The sequence below is a fragment of the Streptomyces sp. NPDC087310 genome (assembly GCF_044744405.1).
Lineage (GTDB): Bacteria > Actinomycetota > Actinomycetes > Streptomycetales > Streptomycetaceae > Streptomyces.
In genome coordinates, this window is sequence record NZ_JBIUYF010000005.1 from 303,692 (window position 1) to 323,902 (window position 20,211).

Below are 20,211 nucleotides of genomic sequence, written 5' to 3' on the forward strand. Positions count from 1 at the left end.
CGCGGCCACGTACAGGGGGACGGGAGGGGACGAGCGGGGCTCTGGGACGGGAGCCTCTAGCGCGGCGCGAGGGCGGCGAAAGCCTCGTCCAGGAGGTCGACCAGGTCCAGCCGGCCGTCGGACTCGCTCCAGTGGTCGACGGCGACGTTCAGACAGTCCAGCGCGGCGGCGACCCGGACCGAGAGGACCAGCGACGCGGGCCCGTCGGAGCCGCCGCGCTCGGCGAGGGCCTCGGTCAGGGCCGGGCGCCAGCCGTGCTGCTTCTCCAGTTGCCGCGCGCACAGGGCCGGGGTGTCCTGGACGAGGCGCGCGATGGCGAGCGTGCCGGCCGGGTCCTGGCGGTACTGGTCGGCGACGGTGTCCAGCGCGCGCCGCAGCGCCGTCCAGTCGTCCTCGCCGGCGGGCCGGGCGCGCAGCGCGTCGGCGACCTGTGTGCCGTGCGTGTCGAAGGCGCCGAGAACGGCCTCCTCCTTGGTGTGGAAGTAGCGCAGGAACGTGCTGCGCGACACCCCTGCGGCGGCGGCCAGTTCGTTCACCGTGACGTGGTCGAAGCCCTCACGGCAGAACAGCTCGAAGGCCACCTGGGCAAGCTCAGCGCGGACGGCGGCCCGCGCGATGTCCCTGCTCGTACGCGCGGAGCCGCGCGCAGCGCCCGGTCCGCCTGGTTCACCCGCTCCGTCCATCCCGCGATCGTACCTTCCCTCCGACCCTGGATTGCAGGAGTGAATCACAGGCTCTAGTGTGACACCGAGTTCCACATGAGCGATTCATGTTCACGATCGAGACGGAGATGCGGCACCATGTCCGAGAACCAGGACCAGAGCCAGGACCAGCAGGACCAGCAGGACCAGCGCCCATCGCGGGCCGAGACCCCGGCCCGGCCGGGCAGCGAGGCCCTCGGGACTCTCGGGCTCATCGGCACCGGCATGATCGGCAGCGCGGTGGCCCGCCTCGCCGTCGCCGCCGGCCTGAATGTCGTACTGAGCAACTCGCGCGGCCCCGAGACCCTGGCCGACCTCGTCGCCGAACTCGGCGAGCACGCGCGGGCGGCCACGCCCGCCGAGGCCGCCCGCGCCGGCGACCTGGTCGTGGCGACGATCCCGCTGCGCGCCTACACGCGGCTCTCCCCGACGGATCTGGCCGGCAAGGTCGTCATCGACACGATGAACTACTACCCGGAGCGCGACGACCGCATCGCCGAGCTGGACGCGGCCGAGCTGACCACCAGCGAGCTGGTGCAGCGGCATCTGGCCGGCTCCCGGGTGGTCAAGGCGTTCAACAACATCGACTTCCGCCGCCTGTTCACCAGCGCCCGGCCCGCGGGCGCCGCCGACCGCAGCGCCCTGCCCCTCGCCGGTGACGACGCGGACGCGAAGGCGCGGGTGGCGCGGCTGCTGGACGTGCTCGGCTACGACGCGGTGGACATCGGTCCGCTCGCGGAGAGCTGGCGCAGCGAGCCGGGCACCTCGGTCTACGTACTGCCGTACATGGCGGCGCGGCCCAAGGGGATGGACCAGGAGGCGACCGGACGCTGGTTCTTCGAGACCCCGGGCGTCACGCTCTCCGCCGACCGGGTCAGGGAACTGACCGCCACGACCGACCGCGCCCCGGCGGGCGGCACCAGCGCGGCCATCACCGACGGCTGAGCCGACCTGGCCCGAACCGGACGGGCCCGTGGCGCGAACGACCGCACCACGGGCCCCGGTAACGCCTCAGCGCCTCACCGCTTCATGTGCCAGCGGATCCAGCCCGCCTGTCCGCCGTCGACGAGCAGGTCGGTGCCCGTGATGTAGAGCGACTGCGGACCGGCCAGGAAGGCCACCGCGTCGGCGATCTCCCCGGGCGTGCCCGTACGGCCCGCGCCGCACGCCTGGACCATCTTGAGCATGTGTCCGTCCGGATCCGCGTCGACCTCCGCCTTCGACATCGCGGTGGAGATGACCCCCGGGCTGACGGTGTTGATCCGGGCGCCCTTCAGGTTCCAGGCGAGCGCCGCGGCCTCCACCCGTACGTGGTTGGCGCGCTTGGCCAGGATGTACGCGGCCGTCGCGTCCTCCCCGACGGCGGCGACCGCGCCGAGACCGAGCAGATCCTCCGCCGGGGCCGTCGCGAGGACGGCCTCGTCCTCGCGGCTCAGCGAGGCGTAGTGGCCGGCCATGCTGGAGACGCAGACGAGCGAGGTGCCGCGGACGGCCACCCGCTCGAACGCGTCGATCACGTACACCGTGCCGAGCAGGTCGACGTCGAAGATCTTCCGCGACGACGCGGTGGCGGCGGCGACGCCCGCCGTGTGCACGACGGCCGTCAGCCGGCCCTCGCCCGCTGCCGTGTCCGCCAGCTTCTCGACGGACGCCCGGTCGGACACATCGGTGAGCACGCCCTGCACGGCGTACCCCTCGGCGCTCAACGCGTCGACGGCCCGGTCGAGTTGGGCCTGCGAGGCGTCGGCGAGGATCAGGGTCCGCCCGCTGCCGAGCCGCCGTGCGACGGCCGACCCCATGCCACCCGCCCCGGTGACCACCACCACGTCCCGCGCGTCGTCGTACGTACGCTCCTGCATGAACGTCCTCTTTCTCGTTGTCCGGTGAAGGGGTGAGGGGCGGTCAGGCCGCCTCGGTGGCCCCGGCCGGTACGGTCTCCTGCCAGGAGGCACCCGCCGCGATGGCCTGGCGCCACTGCCGGATCTCCTTGGGCGGCATACCGACCGCGAGGGCCCCGGTCACCCGGTCCCCGGTGCGGTACGCGGCCACGAACCGGCGCTCCGCCAGGTCCCCGGCGACCACGGCGACCTCGTCGTGGCCGCGCAGGTAGCCGTACGCCTGGATCTTCATGTCGTACTGGTCCGACCAGAAGTACGGCACGGGCGCGAACGGCTTGCGCGCCTCCGGGCGGAGCAGGTTGCGGGCGGCGGCCATGCCCTGCTCGGCCGCGTGCGTACGGTGCTCGATCCGCATGTCGACGCCGAACAGCGGGTTGTGCCAGCGGGCCACGTCGCCCGCCCCGTACACACCGGGGGCGGCCTCGCAGTACGTGTCGCACACCAGCCCGTCCCCCACCGTCAGCCCGCTGCCCGCCAGCCACTCGGTGTTGGGCAGCGATCCGACGGCGACCAGGATCTCGTCGGCCTCGACCAGACCGCCGTCGGCCAGGAGCACCCCGTCCTCGGTGATCTCCCGCACGGAGACGCCGGTGCGCAGGTCCACCCCGTGCTCCAGGTGGGCCCGCGACAGCACCTCGCCGACCGCCGTGCCGACCGCGTGGGCCAGCGGTACGGGGGCGGGTTCGATCAGGGTCACGTGCGCGCCGAGCTGCCACGCCACGGCGGCGGCCTCCGCACCGAGGAACCCGGCGCCGACCACGGCCAGCCGCCGCCCGGGGCCCAGCCGGTCCCGCAGCGTGAGCGCGTCGTCCAGGGTGCGCAGCACGTGGGCGCCCTCGCCGGGCAGCCGCCGGGGCCGTACCCCGGTGGCCACGATCAGCCCGTCGTACGGCACCTGCGCGCCGTCCGCCAGCCGTACCGTACGGTCCGCGGTGTCCAGCCCGGTCGCCGCCACCCCCAGCCGCAGATCGAGGCCGAGGGCGTCGAGATCGGCGTACGGGCGCAGCGGGAGCCGCTTGGGGCTCCACTCGCCGGAGAGGATCTGCTTGGAGAGCGGGGGCCGGTCGTACGGGGCGTGCGGCTCCTCCCCGATCAGGGTGAGGGTGCCGTCGTACCCCTCCCTGCGCAGGGTCTCGACCGCCGCGAGCCCGGCGGCCGAGGCGCCCACGACCACGATCCGGTTCACTGCTCGACCAGTCGGATCGCGGCGGCCGGGCAGATCGCCACGGCCTCGCGCACCCCGTCGAGGAGGCCGTCGTCAGGGTGCTCCTCCAGCAGGATCGCGACGCCGTCGTCGTCCCGCTGGTCGAAGACCTCGGGGGAGGCCATCACGCACTGTCCCGCTGCCACGCATTTCGGCTCGTCCAGTTCAACACGCATGGGTGTTCACCTCTGTTCTGATCGCTGTGGGGGGTTGATGAGGGTCGTCGGGGACGGAGAGGGGCTACCAGGCGACCGGCAGGCTGTGTACGCCGTATGTCGTACCCGTGTGGTCGAACTCCAGATCCTCCAGGGCGGCATCCAGCCGCAGCGTGGGGATCCGGCGGTAGAGCGTGCTGTAGACGACCTGGAGCTCCAGCCGGGCCAGGTTCTGGCCGAGGCACTGGTGCGGCCCGTAACCGAACGCCTGGTGCGTGCGCGCCTGTCGGGTCAGGTCCAGGCGCTGCGCCTCCGGGAACGCCTCCGGGTCCCAGTTCGCCGCGTGCAGGTCGAAGATCATGCCGTCGCCGGCCTTGATGACGACGCCGCCGATCTCGATGTCCGCCTTGGCGACGCGCCGTACCCCGGTCTGCACGATCGTCAGATAGCGCAGCACCTCGTCGACCGCGTTCGCGACCACCTTCGGGTCGTCGGTCTCGCGCAGCAGGGCGAGCTGGTCGGGGTGCTGGAGCAGCGCCAGCGTGCCCAGGCTGATCATCGTCGCGGTGGTCTCGTGACCGGCGATCAGCATGGCGACGCCCATGTGGACGGCCTCGGTCCGGCTCATCTCACCGGCCTTGACCCGCCCGCCCATCTCCGAGAGGACGTCGTCGCCGGGGTTCTCCAGCTTCTCCCCGAGCAGCTTGTCCAGGTACGCCGCCAGCGCTCCGCTGACCTCGCGCGCCTTCTCCGGTGCCACCGAGCTGTCCAGCACGGTGCTGCTGCTGGCCTGGAAGAAGTCGTGGTCCTTGTACGGCACCCCGAGCAGCTCGGCGATCACGAGGGACGGCACCGGCAGGGCCAGCGTCTTGAGGAGGTCGGCGGAGGCCGGTCCGGCCAGCATCTCGTCGATCAGGTCGTCGACGATCTTCTGGATGGGCTCGCGCATCTTCTCGATCCGCTTGACGACGAACGGTCCGTTCACCGTCCGGCGCAGCCGGGTGTGCTCCGGCGCGTCCGTGTTGGTGATCATCCGCGGCGACACCGGGGCGATCATCGCCCGGTGCGCGTTGACGTACGGGAACCCCGGGTCGAGGTCGTCGTCGCTGACGCGGGAGTCGGTGAGCAGGGTGCGCTGGTCGGCGTGGCGGGTGATCAGCCAGGGCGTGCCGCCGTTCCAGATCCGCACCTTGGTGATGGGTTTCTCCGCGCGCAGCTCCTGCGCGGTGGGAGCCGGCGCCAGCGGGCACTGCGCGGCGCGCGGCATCGGGTACTCCGGCAGCGACTGGCCGCCGCCCGCGGGGCAGGTCAGGGTCTCGGTCATGGCGTCTCCTCCGTGCTGTGGGGGGCCGAGGTCCGGGAGGTTGAACAACTCGACTGCACCCCATGGAAAGGGAGTGGACTGACGCCCTCCAGCCAGTTACCTGACATAACCCTGACGTGATGCGAATCACATTTTGACGGTGGATCGTCCTGGTTCGTCAGGGTTTGCCCGCAGGTAGGTCCGGCACCGTACGGGCACGCGAACCCTTACCCGTACCCGTACGGGCACGGATCAGAGGGTCGGCCCGCAGGTGAGCAGGAGCGGGAGGACGGGCGCCGCGACCGACGCCGCCACGATCGCGAGCCAGGTCGCGCGGTGCGGCCTCGGCTGCGGCGCGAGGACCCGGCGCACCCGGATCAGTGTGCCGGGGCCGCCCGCGCCCAGCGCGCCCCGTGGCGCCCGGCCCGCGGCGACCTCGCACATCGCGGCGGCCAGCGTCTCCCGGGGGTGGCGGCGCAGCGCCCGGTCGTCCGCGGCCATCTCCAGCAGCAGCGCGGTCTGCGCCGTGGCGTGCCGGGCGAGCGGCAGGCCGGGGAAGGCCCGGGCGAACGCCTCGGCCGCCATGCGCGGCAGATGGTGGCGGCCCGCGAGATGCGCGTGCTCGTGGGCGAGGACCGCGCGGAGCTGCTCGTCGGAGAGGACGTCCAGCGCGCCGCGCGAGACGACCACGCGGCGGCGCCGCCCCGGCAGGCAGTAGACGGCCGGTACGTCGTGCTCCACGACGGTGGCGCCGTACTCGGGGGCCGGTACGCCGACGAGGGCGAGCAGGTCGAGCCGGCGCTGCCGGGCCCGGCGCGAGCGCCACACCGTGCGCAGCAGCCAGCCCAGCGGAAGGAGCGCGACCGCCACCGGGGCCAGCAGGGCGACGTCTCCGCCGTCCGGGGGCGTCGTACCACCGGCGGAGGACGCGGCGGAGGCGCCACCGGGACCACCAGGACCGCCGGGACCACCGGCACCACCGGCACCACCGAGACCAGCAGCACCATCGGCACCGGCCGGGGCCTCCGCCGCCACGCCGCAGATGCTGAGCAGCCCGACGAGGCCCCGGTGCACATGTTCCTCGGTCAGCACCAGGTGGTACGCGGCCAGCGCGACGGAGACCACGAAGGTCACCATCAGCCCCTGCCAGGCCAGCACCGCCACCGCCGGGGCGCGGTGTGCCCAGCGCGCCCGCGCCAGCCCGTACGGCACCACGGCGCCCACCAGAACCGCGTACCCGGTCAGCGCCAGGGCCGCGATCACGCCCCGCTCCGCCGCTTCGCCGTCCGCAGGGCGGCCCGCAGCGCGTCGGCCTCCTCCGGGGTGATCTGCTCCACGAAGCTGACCAGGGCGCCGGCGGGGTCCGGGTTGCCGCCGAGGGCGTCCTGCATCAGGGCCGCCGTGTACTGCTGGCGGGTGCCGGTGGGTTCGTACACCCAGGCACGGCCCTCCTTCTCACGCCGGAGCATGCCCTTGCGGTAGAGGATGTCGGCCACGGTCTTGACCGTGCTGTAGGCGAGGGGGCGCTTCTTGTTGAGGTCGGTCAGCACGTCGCGCGCGGTGGCCGGCCTGCCCCAGGCCCAGAGGCGGTGCATGATCTCCGCCTCCAGCTCGCCAAGCTGTCGCACAACCGCTCCCCTCACTCCCGGACCGCTCATCGTAGCTTCCGGGCCGATCCGGAACGAGAAGAGCCAATCGACTTAGCAGTACAGCAGATCAGGCACCTCCTACGGCGGCGTGGCAGGAGAGGTGAAGGGCATCATCTGCGGCTGGAGCACCCATCCTTGGAACGGGAGAGCTAATCTACTTAGTATTCGAACGTCAGACAGAAGGAGCTGCTCCATCGTGGCGTCCCACCGCCGTCCCAAGCCGCAGCGCAATGCCTACGGAACGATGCTCACGGCCACCGCCACGGCCGCGGTCGCCCTCTCGGCGCAGTCCGCCTCGGCCGACCCCCTTCCGGATCCGACCAAGAAGGGCGTCAAGGCGCAGGTCGACCGCCTCTACGAGGAGGCCACGCAGGCGACCGAGAAGTACAGCGGCGCGAAGGAGAAGGCCGGCACCCTGCAGAAGGAGGTCGACGCCCTCCAGGACGCCGCCGCCCGCAAGCAGGCGGACCTCAACGAACTGCGCGACCGTATCGGCACGATGGCCGCCGACCAGTACCGCAGCGGCGGCCTCGCCCCGTCCATGCAGCTCCTGCTCTCCTCCGACCCGGACGCCTATCTGGACCAGGCGACCCTCATGGACCAGCTCGGCGCCCGTGACGTGAGCGATCTCCAGCAGTTCCAGACGCAGCAGCGCGAGGTACGGCAGCAGCGTGCGCAGGCCGCCACGAAGTTGACGGAACTCAGTGACACACGGGCCGAGTTGGGCCGTAAGAAGAAGGAGATCCAGGGCAAGCTGGCCACGGCGCAGAAGCTCCTCAACACGCTCAGCGCCAAGGAGCGGGCCAAGATCACCGAGCAGGAGGACCGCGCCAACCGTGACAGCGCCCGCGTGGACCTGGGCAACGAGGCCAGCGCGTCGTCGCGGGGCGCCGCGGCGTTCGCCGCCGCCAAGAGCCGGGTCGGCATGCCGTACGTGTGGGGCGCCACCGGGCCCGGCTCCTTCGACTGTTCCGGTCTGACCTCCTGGGCCTTCAAGCAGGCCGGTGTCTCGATCCCCCGCACCTCACAGGCCCAGGCGGACGCCGGGACCCGTATCAACTCCCTCGGCGACCTCAGGCCCGGCGATCTCATCATCATGCGCACCGACCTGAGCCATGTCGGCTTCTACGCGGGCAACGGCCAGATCCTGCACTCGCCCAAGCCCGGGGCGCAGGTCCGTTACGAGTCGATCGCGCGCAGCGGTATGCCCTTCATGTGGGGCGTACGCATCTGACGCACCGTCATCTCACGCACCGTTCGCCGCCCGGCGCCAGGCGGCGTCGCGCAGCAGGCGCAGGCCGTTGAGGCCGACGATGACGGTGGAGCCCTCGTGCCCGAGGACGCCGAGGGGCAGCGGCAGATGGCCGGCCAGGTCCCAGACGACCAGGCCGGTGATGAACACGCCCGCGATGACCAGGTTCTGGATCACGAGGCGGCGGGCCGCGCGGGAGAGGGCGACGACGGCGGGGACGGTCGCGAGTTCGTCGCGGACGACGACGGCGTCGGCGGTCTCCAGCGCGAGGTCGGAGCCGGCCCGGCCCATGGCGACACCGGCGTGCGCGGCGGCCAGCGCGGGGGCGTCGTTGACACCGTCGCCCACCACGAGGACCCGGTGTCCGGCCGCCTCCCGCTCCCGTACGGCGGCGACCTTGTCCTCGGGCAGCAGTCCGGCGCGTACGTCGGTGATGCCCGCCTCGGCGGCGAGGCGGGCGGCGGCGCGCGGGTTGTCGCCGGTCAGCAGCGTCGGCGCGGTGCCGGTCAGGGTGGTGAGGGCGGCGACGGTGGCGGCGGCGTCGGGGCGCAGCCGGTCCGCGATGCCCAGCACGCCGACGGGAACGCCGTCGCACCGGACGAGGACCGCGGTACGGCCACCGTCCTCCAGCTCCGCGATGGCAGCGGCGGCAGTGGCGTCGACGGCGGCAGCGACGACGACCGGGCCGGATCCCGCGTCCGCGCCGGATCCCGCGGCCGTGCCGGGTTCCGCGTCCGCGCCGGTGTTCCCGCCCAGGAGCCGGGACGGGGCGCCGACCGTGACCGTACGGCCGTCGACGACGGCGGTCACCCCGACGCCGGGCGCTGAGGTGAAGTCCCGTACCTCCGCGAGCGCCAGGCCGCGTGCGCGGGCGGCGCCGACGACCGCGCGGGCCAGCGGGTGCTCGCTGGGGCGCTCGGCCGCGGCCGCCAGGCCCAGCAGCGCGTCCGCGGAGAGTCCGGTGCCGGGCAGCGGGAGGAGGTCGGTGACCCGGAGGGTGCCTTCGGTGAGGGTGCCGGTCTTGTCCAGGGCCACCGTGTCGATCTGGCCGAGGCGTTCCATGACGACGGCTGACTTGACCAGGACCCCGTGGCGTCCGGCGTTGGCGATGGCGGAGAGCAGCGGCGGCATGGTCGCGAGCACCACGGCGCACGGCGAGGCGACGATCATGAAGGTCATCGCCCGGAGCAGGGCGTCGGTCAGGTTCGCGCCGAAGCCCAGCGGGACCGCGAAGACGGCGAGGGTGGCGACGACGATGCCGACCGCGTAGCGCTGCTCGACCTTCTCGATGAAGAGCTGGGTCGGGGCCTTGGTCGCGGACGCCTCCTCGACCATCGCCACGATCCGGGCGATCACGGAGTCGGACGCGTCCCGTTCGACCGTGACGCGCAGGGAGCCGGTCCCGTTGAGGGTCCCGGCGAAGACCTCGTCCCCGGTCGCCTTCGGTACGGGCAGGGGCTCACCGGTGATGGTGGCCTGGTCGACCTCGCTCGCCCCGCCGGTCACCCGGCCGTCGGCCCCGACGCGCTCGCCGGGGCGGATGAGGAGGGTGTCGCCGACGACGAGGTCCCCGGTGGCGACGGTCCGCTCCTCGCCTCCGGCGTCCAGCAGGGTCGCGGTGGCGGGGGCGAGGTCGAGCAGTCCGCGTACGGAGTCGGCGGTACGCGCGGTGGCCAGGGCCTCCAGCGCGCCGGAGGTGGCGAAGATGACGATCAGCAGGGCCCCGTCCATCACCTGTCCGATGGCCGCGGCGCCGATCGCGGCGACGATCATGAGCAGGTCGACGTCGAGGGTCTTCTCCTTCAGCGCCAGCAGCCCCGCGCGGGCCGGTTCCCAGCCGCCGGTCAGGTAGGCCGCCGCGTACAGCGGTCCCCAGCTCCAGGCGGGGGCGCCGGCCAGTTGCGCCGGGAGGGCGACCAGGAAGAGCGCCAGCGCCGTGGCCGCCCAGCGGGCCTCGGGCAGCGCGAGGACGCGTGTACGGCGACGGGGCGCGGCGGCACTCCGGCCGGGCTCGGCCGCGTCGGGGGCGGGGCGCTCGGTGAGGGCGGAAGACATGCGGGTTCCTTCGGCGGACGGCGGCACGGAACGACCCGCTCACCGTACAGGAAAGAATGAACACCTCTTCATTTATAACGGGAAAGAGACGCCCGAGGACGCCGGTCCCGGTCGGCCTGGACCCGTTCGGTCCGTACGGGCTCACGCGCGGGCCAGACGACGGTGGCGACGACCGCCGCGGCGAGCGCGAGGGCGCCGAGGACCAGGGCGGCGACCGGCAGCCCCGCGCCCGTGGCGAGCCGGCCCGCGAGGGGGTAGGTGAGCAGCCAGCAGGCGTGCGAGAGGGAGAACTGCGCCGCGAAGGCGGCGGGCAGCTCCGCGTCGCCGACGCAGCGCCGGATCACGCGCCCGCCGGGCGTGAGGACGGCGGAGCAGGCCGCGCCGATCGCGGCCCAGGCGGCGAGAAACCCGAACCAGGCCCCGGCGCCGGGCGCGACGGCGCCGAGCGCGGCGACGGCGGCGAGGATCACCGGCAGGGCGAAGGCGGCGGGCAGCATCACGGCACGGTCGCGGAACCGCCGCAGCAGCCGGGGCAGGAGCAGGGCGGTGAGCACGGAGCCCGCGCCGTAGGCGCCGAGGGCGAGGGAGAGATCGCCCGCCGGGCGGTGGAAGTGGTCGCGTACGAGAACGACGCTGTGGACGAGGACGAGGGCGCCGCCCGCGGCGACCGCGAGGTCGAGGGCGAGCAGCGCCCGGAGCCGCGGGGCGGCCCAGAACAACCGGGCACCGAGGGCGACTTCGGCACGGACGGCACCCGGCCGTTCCGGGTCGGCCGGGGCGGCCGGTCCCGGCAGGACCACGGAGACGACGAGTGCGGCCGAGGCGAGGAAGCCGAGTGCCGTACCGGCGAACAGCCGGTCGGAGGAGACCAGGGTCAGCAGCCCGGCGGCGAGGGCGGGGCTGAACAGGCTCTCCAGGTCGTAGGCGAGCCGGGACAGCGACAGGGCCCGCGTGTAGTCGCGCTCGGCGGGCAGCACCTCGGGGATGGTGGCCTGAAAGACCGGCGTGAACACGGCGGACGCCGCCTGGAGCAGGAAGACCAGGACGTAGATCTGCCAGATCTGGCCGACGAAGGGCAACACGAGCGCGACACCGGCGCGCGTGAGGTCCGCGGCCACCATCAGGGAGCGGCGGGGCACGCGGGCGGCGACGGCTCCGGCGAGCGGGGCGACGGCGACATAGGCGACCATCTTGATCGCCAGCGCCGTGCCCAGAACGGCCGAGGCCCGGTCGCCCGCCCGGTCGTACGCGAGCAGGCCGAGCGCCACGGTGGCCAGCCCGGTGCCGACGAGGGCGACGACCTGGGCGGTGAACAGGTGGCGGTAGGTGCGGTTGCGCAGCACGGACAGCATGGATCCCCGTCCCGGGTCGGCGGTGTGAGACCTCCGCCATCATATTCAACATGTGCGCACCTGAGCACATGTTGAGCAAGAAAAAGGGCCCGGCAAAGCGCCCAGGAAAAAGGGCCCGGGAATCCGGTGGGCGGGAGGGTGCGGCCTCAGCCGAGGTCGAGGGTGCAGCCTCAGTCGAGAGTGCGGCCTCAGTCGAGAGTGCGGCCTCAGTCGTGCGCGGGCAGCGCGCCGATCTGGTGGTCGGCGACGTTCAGCGCCTCGTCGACCAGGCGGCGCAGATGGCCGTGGCGCAGGGAGTAGACCACGCGCCGGCCGTCCTTGCGGGCGGTCACCAGCCCGGCGAGACGGAGCTTGGCCAGATGCTGGCTGACCGAGGGCCGGGCGGCGCCGCACGCCGACGTGAGGGTGGTGACATCGGCGTCCCCCTGCCCCAGCCGCTCCAGCAGGGCCAGACGCGTACGGTCCGCGAGCAGCGCCAGCACCGAGGCGGCGACCTCCAGCCGGTCACCGGCCTCCGGTTCCTGCACAGGGTGTGCACCTGCGGCACGCGGGCTTGATGCCATGCGCTCATCGTAGGGGGGAGAGAGGGGCCGGTGAGTCCGTACGCCTCTGACAAAGTGCCCCGGCGCGCACCGTGCACGGCGCCGGCCCCGTGCCACCATGCGCCCATGAAGGCTGCGTACACAGAGGCGTTCGGGCCCGCGGACGCCATTCGGTTCGGTGAACTCCCCCCACCCGTGGGCGGTCCGACGGACGTGCTGGTCGATGTCCTCGCCACCACGGTCAACCCGGTGGACACGTTCATACGCTCCGGCGCCTGGCGGACGCCGGTGACCTTTCCGTTCGTCGTCGGCCGTGATGTGGTCGGCACGGTCTCCGCCACCGGCGCGGGGGTGGCCGGCTTCGCCGTGGGCGACAGGGTGTGGTGCAACAGCCTCGGCCACGGCGGACGGCAGGGGGCCGCGGCGGAGCGCGTGGTGGTGCCGGTCGACCGGCTCTACCACCTGCCGGACCGGGTCTCCCCCACGGACGCGGCGGCCGTGCTGCACCCGGCGGCCACGGCGTATCTCGCGCTGTTCACCCGTGGCGCCCTGCGCACCGGGGAGACCGTACTCGTCGTCGGGGCCGGCGGGAACGTGGGCAGCGCGGCGGTCGTCCTCGCCGCCGAGGCCGGCGCACGGGTGATGGCCACGGCCCGCTCCGGCGACGAGGAGCACTGCCGCGGCCTCGGGGCGGCGGGTTTCGCCGACTACCGCGATCCCGGACTCGCCCGGCGCTGCCGGGACTTCGCGCCCCACGGGTTCGACCTGATCGTCGACGCGGCGGGCTGGAACGATCTGGACACCGCGGTCGACCTCCTCGCCTTCCGCGGCCGGGTGGTGGTACTGGCCGGCCTCCGGTCCCGCCCCGTACTCCCCGTGGGCCCGCTGTACCTCAAGGACGGCTCCGTCACCGGGTTCGTGATCTCGCGCGCCACGTCCGCCGAACTCGCCGAAGCCGCCCGTACGTTGAACCGGCTCCTGGCACGGGGGCGGCTGCGGTCCCGGGCGGTCGAGGAGGCACCGCTGAGCGCCGCGGCCGAGGTCCACGCCCGGCTGGAGGGCGGACACCTGCACGGCAGGCGGGTGGTCCTGCGCCCGGACCTCGACGCCTGAACCGACGCCTGACCAGACGTCTGATCCGACGTCTGAACGGCGCCTGAACCGACGCCTGCCCCTACGCCTGCCCCTACGTCTGAACGGCGCCTGACTCGACGCCTGAACGGCGCCTGACCCGACGCCTGAACCGGCCGACAGGGCACGGCGGACGGCCCGGCGCGGGGCCCGGTCCGGCGGAGCCGACCTGACGGATCCGGGCGGCGTCCGTTGACCGGGTCGCACGCCACTGGCGACGCTTCCAGCCATGACGGATTCAGCATTCGAGAGCACCCCGCCGAAGAGCGCCCCGGCCTTCCAGGTCAGCGCCGAGACACACGTCGACGCGTCCCCGGACGCGGTGTACGCCACGGTCAGCGACCTGCCGCGCAGCGGCGAGTGGAGCGTCGAGTGCACCGGCGGCCGGTGGATCTCCGGTACCCCCGCGACCGTGGGCGCGGTCTTCCGCGGCGAGAACCACCGGCCCGAGGACGTGGTCGCCTGGGCCCCCGTCGTACGCGGCGGGTGGACCACCGAGTCCGAGGTGGTCGAGGCGGAGCCGGGCTCCGTCTTCCGCTGGGCGATCCGGGACCGCGCCGGACAGCGGCAGGAGAGCGTCTGGTCGTTCGAGACGCGTGCCACGGACCACGGCTGTGTCCTGGTGCACCGCTTCTGGATGGGCCGGCACACCGAAGGCATCCGCGGGATCACCGCCGGCATGGACCCGGCGCGGAAGCAGAGGTTCTTCGCCGACTGGACGGCCAAGCTCACGGCGGACATCACGGCCACCGTCCAGCGGATCAAGCAGGTCGTCGAGAAGGGCTGACCCGGCACCGCCCGAACCGAACCCCCCCGACTCTCCGACTCTCCGCAGCAACCGAAGGGAAGGCGGCCAGATGCTGCTGCAGCGCATTGGGAACCGTGGAATCCGGCTGGGGACGCTCTTCGAGCGCGCCGCGTCCCGGCATCCGGCGAACGTGCTGATCCTCGACCACGATCTGGCCCTCGCCCCGGACCTCGGCCGCCGGGCCACCGTCGCGGAGCTGGCGGAGCTGGTGGCCGAACACGCCTCGCGGCTCTGGGCGGCGAGGGTCCGGCCCGGCGAACACGTCGTGGTCCACACGTCCGACAGCTTCGACATCACGCTGCTCGCCTGTGCGATCAGCCGTATCGGCGCGGTGCCCGTCCTGCTCTCGCCACAGCTCGACGGCGACACGGTGGCCGTGCTGATGCGCCGCGCCGACCGGCCCCATCTCGTCACCGACCAGGCCACGCTGGAGGGTTCGCTGCCCGGGACGGTCTTCGACCTGGCCGCGAGCGTGCTGCTCACCTCCGGTCACCATGACCGGGCCGTGGCGCTGGGGGACTTCACCGCCGTCCGGCGGGTCGCCCCGGTGACCATGCCCGCCGACCACCCGACGCTGATCACCCACACGTCGGGCACCACGGGCGTCCCCAAGCTGGCCGTCCACACGGGACGGACCCTTCAGGCCCGCTACCGCCCGCAGCGGCTGGCCGTCGAACCGGTCGTCCGGCAGCGCGAGACCATCGCGATGCACGTCTCGTTCGTCCACTCGCGGCTGTTCACCGCCCTGGCCATCTCCCTGCTGAAGGGCTTCCCGATCGTCGTCCTGTCCGACGCGGACCCGGAGCGGGTGGCCGGCCTCTTCGCCGGGATCCGGCCGGGAATCCTTGAGGCCCACCCCAACACGTTCATGCGCTGGGAGAGCCTGGCGGACGACCCGCGCGAACCCCTGGCCAACGTCAAGCTGTTCAGCAGCACGTTCGACGCCATCCATCCCCGTACGGTGCACCGGCTGCTCCGCGCCTCACGCCGCAGGGCCCCGCTGTTCGGGCAGCTCTACGGGCAGAGCGAGGTGGGCCCCACGGTGGTACGCGCCTACACGCGGCGGCGCGACCCGGAGGCGGACGGGCGCTGTGTGGGCCGGCCCTTCCCCGGCATGACCGACGTCCGGGTGGTCAGCCGCGACGGGCGGCCCCCCTCGGAGTCCAACCCGGGCTACATCGAGGTGCGGAGCGACGGGCGGATCACGACCTACCTGGGCGAGCCGGAGCGCTACGCCCAGCAGCTCAGCGACGGCTGGTGGCGGATGGGCGATGTCGGCTACCGGACCAGGTGGGGGTGTCTGCACCTGCTCGACCGCGAGGTCGATCTGATCCCCGGCTTCGGCAGCACGCTCGCCGTCGAGGACGCCCTGTTCGCGAAGGTGGCCGCGCTCACCGAAGTGATCATCATCCCGGGCCCGGACGGCACCGCCGTACCCGTGGTGTGCACCAAGGACGACACACCCCTCGACCGGGAGGCGTGGCGCGGGGCGGTGGCCGGGCTGCCCGCGATGGCGGAGCCGGTGCAGTGGCGTCTGGCGGACCTGCCGCAGACCGCCACCACGAAGATCAAGCGACTCGAACTGGCGCGGCGGCTGACCGCGGCCGGCCAGGACAAGTAGGGGGCGGCATGGCGAGGATGGTCATCGTCGGGGGCGGTATCGGCGGTCTGGCGGCGGCCCTCGCCGTCGCCCGGCGCGGGCACCGGGCCGTGGTGCTGGAGCGGGCCGGAGCGTTCGCGGAGATCGGCGCGGGCATCCAGCTCGCGCCGAACGGGCTCCACGCCCTCGACCGCCTCGGTCTCGGCGACGCGGTGCGCGCCCGCGCCGTGCACATCGACGAACTGAGGTTCATGGACGGGGTGTCCGGTGAGCATGTGGCGAGCCTGCCGCTCACCGGTGTCTACCGGCGCCGCTTCGGCAATCCGTACGTCGTGGTCCACCGCGGCGAACTCCACGGGCTGCTCGTGGACGCCTGCCGCCGGTCGCCGGCGATCGAACTGCGCGCCGGCAGCCGGGCCACCGGCTACCGGCAGCACGGCGGTACCGCGACCGTGCTCCTGGACGGCGGGGGGCGGGTCACGGGGGAGGCGGTGATCGGCGCCGACGGCATCCACTCGGCGATCCGGCGGCAGCTCGTCGGCGACGGCGCGCCGCGCGTCTCGGGCATCACCGTGTACCGCACGGTCATCCCGATGGAGCGCGTCCCCGAGGAGCTGCGGTGGAACGCCGTGACCTGGTGGGCCGGGCCCGGCCGCCACTTCGTGCACTACGCGATCGCCGGCGGCCGGTACCTCAATCTCGCCCCCAGCGTCGAGACCGGGGTCACCGAACCGTTCGCCGCGGTCCCCGTGGAGCGGGAGCGGGTGCGCGACGCGTTCGCCTGTCTGGACGGGACGGCGCGTCGGCTCCTGGCCCTGGGCGAGGAGTGGAAGTCCTGGACGCTGGTCGACCGGGATCCCGTGGACCGCTGGACCGACGGACGGGTGGCGCTGCTCGGGGACGCGGCCCACCCGATGCTGCACTACGCCGCCCAGGGCGCCTGCCAGGCCCTGGAGGACGCGGTCGTCCTGGGCGACCTGCTCGACGACGCGGACGCGATCCCCGAACGGTTCGAGAAGTACCACGCGGAACGACACGACCGTACCGCCCGGATCACCCACGCAGCCCGGGCCAGCACCCGGCTGTGGCACCCGGCCGGAGCCGAAGCGAAAGCGAGGAACCAGATGCTGTCGGAGCTGTCCGGCACGGACCTGCACGACCATGTGGCCTGGATGCACGGAGCGCGCGCGTTCGGCGCCGCCGGAGCCGGGCGATGAGCGGGGACCGTCTGACGGTGTGCCTCGTGGGCGCCGGGCCGCGCGGGCTGTGCTTCCTGGAACGGCTGTGCGCCAACGAGCGTACGGCGCCCGCCCACCGGTCCGTCACCGTGCACGTCGTCGACCCGGCCGCGCCGGGCGCGGGAGCCGTCTGGCGCACCGACCAGTCCCGCCATCTGCTCACCAACACCGTGGCGTCCCAGATCACCGTGTTCACCGACGCCCGGACGCGGACCGAGGGACCGGTCGAACCCGGCCCCAGCCTGTACGCATGGGCGTCCGGCCTGGAGGGCTCCGCGGATCAGGGCGGGTACGACGAGGCCGTACGGGCCGAGGCCAGGGCCCTGGGGCCGGACTCCTATCCCAGCCGCGCCCTGTACGGACACTATCTGCGGGCCTGTTTCCGCGAGGTGGTCGCGCGGGCCCCGGCGCACGTCACCGTCACGGTGCACCGCTCGCGCGCCGTCGCGATGGCCGACACCCACGGGGTCCCCGGCGGGCCGCAGGGCGTCCGGCTGGAGGACGGGACCAGGATCCACGGCCTGGACTCCGTGGTCCTGGCCCAGGGGCACATCCCCGCGCATCTGACGCCGCACCAGGAGCGGACGGCCAGCCTCGCCCGTATCCACCACCTCACCTACCTGCCGCCCGCCAACCCCGCCGATGTGGACACGGACCGCGTCGAGCCGGGCGAGACGGTGCTGCTGCGCGGCCTGGGGCTGAACTTCTTCGACCACATGGCGCTGTTCACCGTCGGGCGGGGCGGCGTCTTCGACCGCGTCGGGGACCGGCTGGTCTACCGGCCCTCCGGCCGCGAGCCGCGGCTCTGCGCCAGTTCCCGCCGCGGCGTGCCGTACCACGCGCGCGGGGAGAACGAGAAAGGCGCCTCCGGCAGGTACACCCCGCGTCTGCTCACCCCCGGGACGATCGCCGCGCTGCGCGAGCGGTCCCGGCAGGGCGAGCGGGTGCGCTTCCGGGCCGACGTGTGGCCGCTGATCGCCGCGGAGGTCGAAGGCGTCTACTACGGGACGCTGCTGGCCTCGCGGGGGGCCGCGTCGGAGGAGTTCGTACGCCGCTACCTGTCCGCCCCGCCGGGGCGGCGGGCCGCGCTGCTGGACGACCACGGCATCCCGCCCGCCGACCGCTGGGACTGGGAACGGCTCTCCCGACCCTGCCACGGGCGGAGCTTCGCGGACCGGGAGGACTTCCGCGGCTGGCTGCTCGCCTACCTGGCGCGGGACGTGCGGGAGGCGCGGGCGGGCAACGTCAGCGGACCGCTCAAGGCGGCGCTGGACGTCCTGCGCGACCTGCGCAACGAGATCCGTCTGGTGGTCGACCACGGCGGCCTCGACGGCGGCTCGCACCTCGACGAGCTGGAGGGCTGGTACACCCCGCTCAACGCGTTCTTCTCCATCGGCCCCCCGGTCTCCAGGACCGAGGAGATGATCGCCCTGATCGAGGCGGGGATCCTCGAACTCACCGGCCCCGGCACCCGGATCCACGTCGACACCGAACGGCCCGCGTTCGTCGCCCGGTCGGCCGTGGTGCCCGGCCCGCCCGTACGGTCCCGGCATCTGATCGAGGCCCGCCTGCCCCCGCCCGACGTACGGCACACCGCCGACCCGCTGCTGCGGCATCTGCTCCTCACCGAGCAGTGCCGCCCCTACCGCATCGAAGGGGAGTGCGGCGTCCGGCACGAGACGGGCGGCCTGGCCGTCACCGAGCGGCCCTGCCGGGTCGTCGACGGGCAGGGCCGGCCCCACCCCCGCCGGTTCGCCTACGGGGTCCCGACCGAGTCGGTGCACTGGGTCACCGCCGCCGGGGTCCGTCCCGGGGTGGACTCGGTGACGCTGGGCGACGCGGACGCGATCGCCCGTGCCGTCCTCGCCCTCACCCCTGCCCGGCAGGCGCCCACGCGTGCGGCCGTGGCCGGGGCCGGCCGCTTCACGGAGGTGATCGTATGAGCACCACTCTCATCGACGCGGGACTGCTCTCGCCCGTCCGCGCGGGAACCCCTGTCGAGACGGCCGTCTGCGACACGGCCTGGCTCCAGGCGATGCTGGACGCGGAGGCCGCGCTGGCCCGGGCCCAGGCCCGGCTCGGTGTGGTCCCCTCCCCCGCGGCCGAGGCGATCACCCGGGCGGCCCGCGCCGACCGGCTCGACCTGCGGGCGCTCGCCGTCGCGGCCCGGGAGACCGCCAACCCCGTGGTGGGACTGGTGGTGGCGCTCAGGGAGTCGGTACGGGAACGGGACCCGGAGGCCGCCGAGTACGTGCACCAGGGCTCCACCAGCCAGGACGTCTTCGACACGGGGGCCATGCTGGTCGCGCGCCGCGCGCTGGGGCTGATCCGGGCGGATCTGCGCACCACCGCCGACGCGCTGGCCCGCCTGGCGGCCGAACACCGGGACACCCCGATGGCGGGCCGCACCCTGGCGCTGCACGCCGTGCCCACGACCTTCGGTCTCAAAGCGGCGGGCTGGCGCCGGCTCGTGCTGGACGCCGCCCAGCGGCTCGACGCGGTGGACGCGGCCCTGCCCGTGTCGCTCGGCGGAGCGGCGGGCACCCTGGCCGGCTATCTCGCCGCCACGCCCCTCACCGGGGCCGCGGCAGCCGCGTACCCCGACCGGCTGGTCGCGGCCTTCGCCGAGGAGACCGGGCTCGCCCCGCAGACGCTGCCCTGGCACGCGCTGCGCACCCCGGTGGCCGATCTCGCCTCGGCCCTGGCGTTCACCGCCGGGGCGCTGGGCAAGCTGGCCGTCGATGTGCAGTCGCTGGTCAGGACGGAGGTCGGCGAGGTCGCCGAACCCACGGCGCCCGGTCGGGGCAGGTCCTCGGCCATGCCCCACAAGCGCAATCCGGTGCTGGCCACCCTGGTGCGCAGCGCGGCGATCCAGGTCCCGCCGATCGCCTCGGTCCTGACGCAGTGTCTGGTGTCCGAGGACGAGCGGTCGGCCGGCGCCTGGCACGCGGAGTGGCAGCCGCTGCGCGAGTGCCTGCGCCTGGCCGGGGGCGCCGCCCACACCGCCGTACAGCTCGCCGAGGGGCTGCGGGTGCGGCCCGAGCGGATGCGGGAGAACCTGGCGCTGACCGGGTCCCGGACCAGCGCCGAGCGGATCGTCTCCGTGCTCGCGCCCCGCCGGGGCGTCGAGGCCGCCAGGAAGCTGCTGGACGACGCGTCACGGGAGGCCGAGGAGTCGGGGCGCACCCTGGCCAAGGTCCTGGCTGACGTACCCGGACTCGGCCTGGACGCGGCCGAGTTGGCGACGCTGTGCGACCCCGTCGGCTACACCGGGGCGGCCGGCCCGCTGGTCGACCGCGCGCTGCGCACCTCTTCCTGAAGGC

18 protein-coding genes are annotated in these 20,211 nt (G+C 73.7%); 8 read left to right on the plus strand and 10 right to left on the minus strand.

Going from position 1 to position 20,211, the window contains the following annotated elements; translation table 11 throughout:
• Positions 1-56 precede the first annotated feature (56 nt).
• Entirely contained in the window at positions 57-683 is a 627-nt protein-coding gene (locus ACIO3P_RS20595; protein ID WP_401795351.1) for a TetR family transcriptional regulator, read from the minus strand.
• Positions 684-800: 117 nt separating this feature from the next.
• On the opposite strand from ACIO3P_RS20595, the gene ACIO3P_RS20600 reads away from it, so the two are divergent.
• Positions 801-1,646, plus strand: coding sequence for an NAD(P)-binding domain-containing protein (locus ACIO3P_RS20600; protein ID WP_329822290.1), 846 nt, complete (start codon positions 801-803; stop codon positions 1,644-1,646).
• Between the two features lie 74 nt (positions 1,647-1,720).
• Here ACIO3P_RS20600 and ACIO3P_RS20605 read toward each other — a convergent pair whose 3' ends face one another.
• The 6 genes from ACIO3P_RS20605 to ACIO3P_RS20630 all read right to left on the minus strand — a co-directional run bounded on the left by ACIO3P_RS20605 (position 1,721) and on the right by ACIO3P_RS20630 (position 6,889).
• Positions 1,721-2,560, minus strand: coding sequence for an SDR family oxidoreductase (locus ACIO3P_RS20605; protein WP_329822289.1), 840 nt, complete (start codon positions 2,558-2,560; stop codon positions 1,721-1,723).
• A 43-nt stretch (positions 2,561-2,603) separates the two neighbouring features.
• The gene (locus tag ACIO3P_RS20610) at positions 2,604-3,785 is read right to left on the minus strand and encodes an FAD-dependent oxidoreductase (protein WP_329822288.1); all 1,182 of its coding nucleotides are present in this window, start codon (positions 3,783-3,785) and stop codon (positions 2,604-2,606) included.
• On the minus strand, positions 3,782-3,979 hold the full coding sequence (locus ACIO3P_RS20615; RefSeq protein WP_329822287.1) for a ferredoxin: 198 nt from the start codon (positions 3,977-3,979) through the stop codon (positions 3,782-3,784). The genes ACIO3P_RS20610 and ACIO3P_RS20615 overlap by 4 nt, the downstream gene beginning before the upstream one ends.
• A 64-nt stretch (positions 3,980-4,043) precedes the next feature.
• A complete protein-coding gene (locus ACIO3P_RS20620) occupies positions 4,044-5,282 on the minus strand; it encodes a cytochrome P450 (RefSeq protein ID WP_329822286.1) in 1,239 nt (412 codons plus the stop codon).
• Between the two features lie 231 nt (positions 5,283-5,513).
• Complete coding sequence (locus tag ACIO3P_RS20625; RefSeq protein ID WP_401852844.1) at positions 5,514-6,524, minus strand: M56 family metallopeptidase; 1,011 nt, start codon at positions 6,522-6,524, stop codon at positions 5,514-5,516.
• Positions 6,521-6,889 (minus strand): BlaI/MecI/CopY family transcriptional regulator, encoded by a 369-nt coding sequence (locus ACIO3P_RS20630; protein ID WP_329822284.1) that lies wholly within the window; start codon positions 6,887-6,889, stop codon positions 6,521-6,523. The genes ACIO3P_RS20625 and ACIO3P_RS20630 overlap by 4 nt, the downstream gene beginning before the upstream one ends.
• A gap of 217 nt (positions 6,890-7,106) precedes the next feature.
• Here ACIO3P_RS20630 and ACIO3P_RS20635 point away from each other — a divergent pair, with 217 nt between their 5' ends.
• The gene (locus ACIO3P_RS20635) at positions 7,107-8,144 is read left to right on the plus strand and encodes an NlpC/P60 family protein (RefSeq protein ID WP_329822283.1); all 1,038 of its coding nucleotides are present in this window, start codon (positions 7,107-7,109) and stop codon (positions 8,142-8,144) included.
• 12 nt (positions 8,145-8,156) lie between these two features.
• Here ACIO3P_RS20635 and ACIO3P_RS20640 read toward each other — a convergent pair whose 3' ends face one another.
• The 3 genes from ACIO3P_RS20640 to ACIO3P_RS20650 form a co-directional block, all read right to left on the minus strand.
• Positions 8,157-10,217 carry a heavy metal translocating P-type ATPase gene (locus ACIO3P_RS20640; protein ID WP_401852846.1) on the minus strand — a complete coding sequence of 687 codons (2,061 nt, stop codon included), beginning with the start codon at positions 10,215-10,217 and terminating at the stop codon, positions 8,157-8,159.
• 68 nt (positions 10,218-10,285) lie between these two features.
• On the minus strand, positions 10,286-11,569 hold the full coding sequence (locus ACIO3P_RS20645) for an MFS transporter (protein WP_401852848.1): 1,284 nt from the start codon (positions 11,567-11,569) through the stop codon (positions 10,286-10,288).
• A gap of 206 nt (positions 11,570-11,775) precedes the next feature.
• Complete coding sequence (locus ACIO3P_RS20650; protein WP_329822281.1) at positions 11,776-12,132, minus strand: metalloregulator ArsR/SmtB family transcription factor; 357 nt, start codon at positions 12,130-12,132, stop codon at positions 11,776-11,778.
• 105 nt (positions 12,133-12,237) lie between these two features.
• Between ACIO3P_RS20650 and ACIO3P_RS20655 the strand changes: the two genes are divergently transcribed.
• From ACIO3P_RS20655 to pcaB, 6 genes are all read left to right on the plus strand, one after another.
• Positions 12,238-13,224 (plus strand): NADPH:quinone reductase, encoded by a 987-nt coding sequence (locus tag ACIO3P_RS20655; protein WP_401852849.1) that lies wholly within the window; start codon positions 12,238-12,240, stop codon positions 13,222-13,224.
• A 247-nt stretch (positions 13,225-13,471) separates the two neighbouring features.
• Positions 13,472-14,029, plus strand: a complete 558-nt coding sequence (locus ACIO3P_RS20660) for an SRPBCC family protein (protein WP_329822279.1) — start codon at positions 13,472-13,474, stop codon at positions 14,027-14,029.
• 70 nt (positions 14,030-14,099) lie between these two features.
• The gene (locus ACIO3P_RS20665) at positions 14,100-15,671 is read left to right on the plus strand and encodes a class I adenylate-forming enzyme family protein (protein ID WP_401795330.1); all 1,572 of its coding nucleotides are present in this window, start codon (positions 14,100-14,102) and stop codon (positions 15,669-15,671) included.
• Positions 15,672-15,679: 8 nt separating this feature from the next.
• Positions 15,680-16,867: an FAD-dependent monooxygenase gene (locus ACIO3P_RS20670; protein ID WP_329822277.1), complete on the plus strand. Its 1,188-nt coding sequence runs from the start codon at positions 15,680-15,682 to the stop codon at positions 16,865-16,867.
• Complete coding sequence (locus ACIO3P_RS20675; RefSeq protein WP_401852852.1) at positions 16,864-18,831, plus strand: FAD/NAD(P)-binding protein; 1,968 nt, start codon at positions 16,864-16,866, stop codon at positions 18,829-18,831. Before ACIO3P_RS20670 ends, ACIO3P_RS20675 begins: the two co-directional genes overlap by 4 nt.
• The gene (gene pcaB, locus ACIO3P_RS20680; RefSeq protein ID WP_401852855.1) at positions 18,828-20,207 is read left to right on the plus strand and encodes a 3-carboxy-cis,cis-muconate cycloisomerase; all 1,380 of its coding nucleotides are present in this window, start codon (positions 18,828-18,830) and stop codon (positions 20,205-20,207) included. The genes ACIO3P_RS20675 and pcaB overlap by 4 nt, the downstream gene beginning before the upstream one ends.
• Positions 20,208-20,211 lie beyond the last annotated feature (4 nt).

Coding starts and splice junctions, on each gene's coding strand:
- ACIO3P_RS20595 (WP_401795351.1), bottom strand. CDS start 683: ATGGACGGAGCGGGTGAACCAGGCGGACCGGGCGCTGCGCGCGGCTCC.
- ACIO3P_RS20600 (WP_329822290.1), top strand. CDS start 801: ATGTCCGAGAACCAGGACCAGAGCCAGGACCAGCAGGACCAGCAGGAC.
- ACIO3P_RS20605 (WP_329822289.1), bottom strand. CDS start 2,560: ATGCAGGAGCGTACGTACGACGACGCGCGGGACGTGGTGGTGGTCACC.
- ACIO3P_RS20615 (WP_329822287.1), bottom strand. CDS start 3,979: ATGCGTGTTGAACTGGACGAGCCGAAATGCGTGGCAGCGGGACAGTGC.
- ACIO3P_RS20620 (WP_329822286.1), bottom strand. CDS start 5,282: ATGACCGAGACCCTGACCTGCCCCGCGGGCGGCGGCCAGTCGCTGCCG.
- ACIO3P_RS20640 (WP_401852846.1), bottom strand. CDS start 10,217: ATGTCTTCCGCCCTCACCGAGCGCCCCGCCCCCGACGCGGCCGAGCCC.
- ACIO3P_RS20645 (WP_401852848.1), bottom strand. CDS start 11,569: ATGCTGTCCGTGCTGCGCAACCGCACCTACCGCCACCTGTTCACCGCC.
- ACIO3P_RS20650 (WP_329822281.1), bottom strand. CDS start 12,132: ATGGCATCAAGCCCGCGTGCCGCAGGTGCACACCCTGTGCAGGAACCG.
- ACIO3P_RS20655 (WP_401852849.1), top strand. CDS start 12,238: ATGAAGGCTGCGTACACAGAGGCGTTCGGGCCCGCGGACGCCATTCGG.
- ACIO3P_RS20660 (WP_329822279.1), top strand. CDS start 13,472: ATGACGGATTCAGCATTCGAGAGCACCCCGCCGAAGAGCGCCCCGGCC.
- ACIO3P_RS20665 (WP_401795330.1), top strand. CDS start 14,100: ATGCTGCTGCAGCGCATTGGGAACCGTGGAATCCGGCTGGGGACGCTC.
- ACIO3P_RS20670 (WP_329822277.1), top strand. CDS start 15,680: ATGGCGAGGATGGTCATCGTCGGGGGCGGTATCGGCGGTCTGGCGGCG.
- ACIO3P_RS20675 (WP_401852852.1), top strand. CDS start 16,864: ATGAGCGGGGACCGTCTGACGGTGTGCCTCGTGGGCGCCGGGCCGCGC.
- pcaB (WP_401852855.1), top strand. CDS start 18,828: ATGAGCACCACTCTCATCGACGCGGGACTGCTCTCGCCCGTCCGCGCG.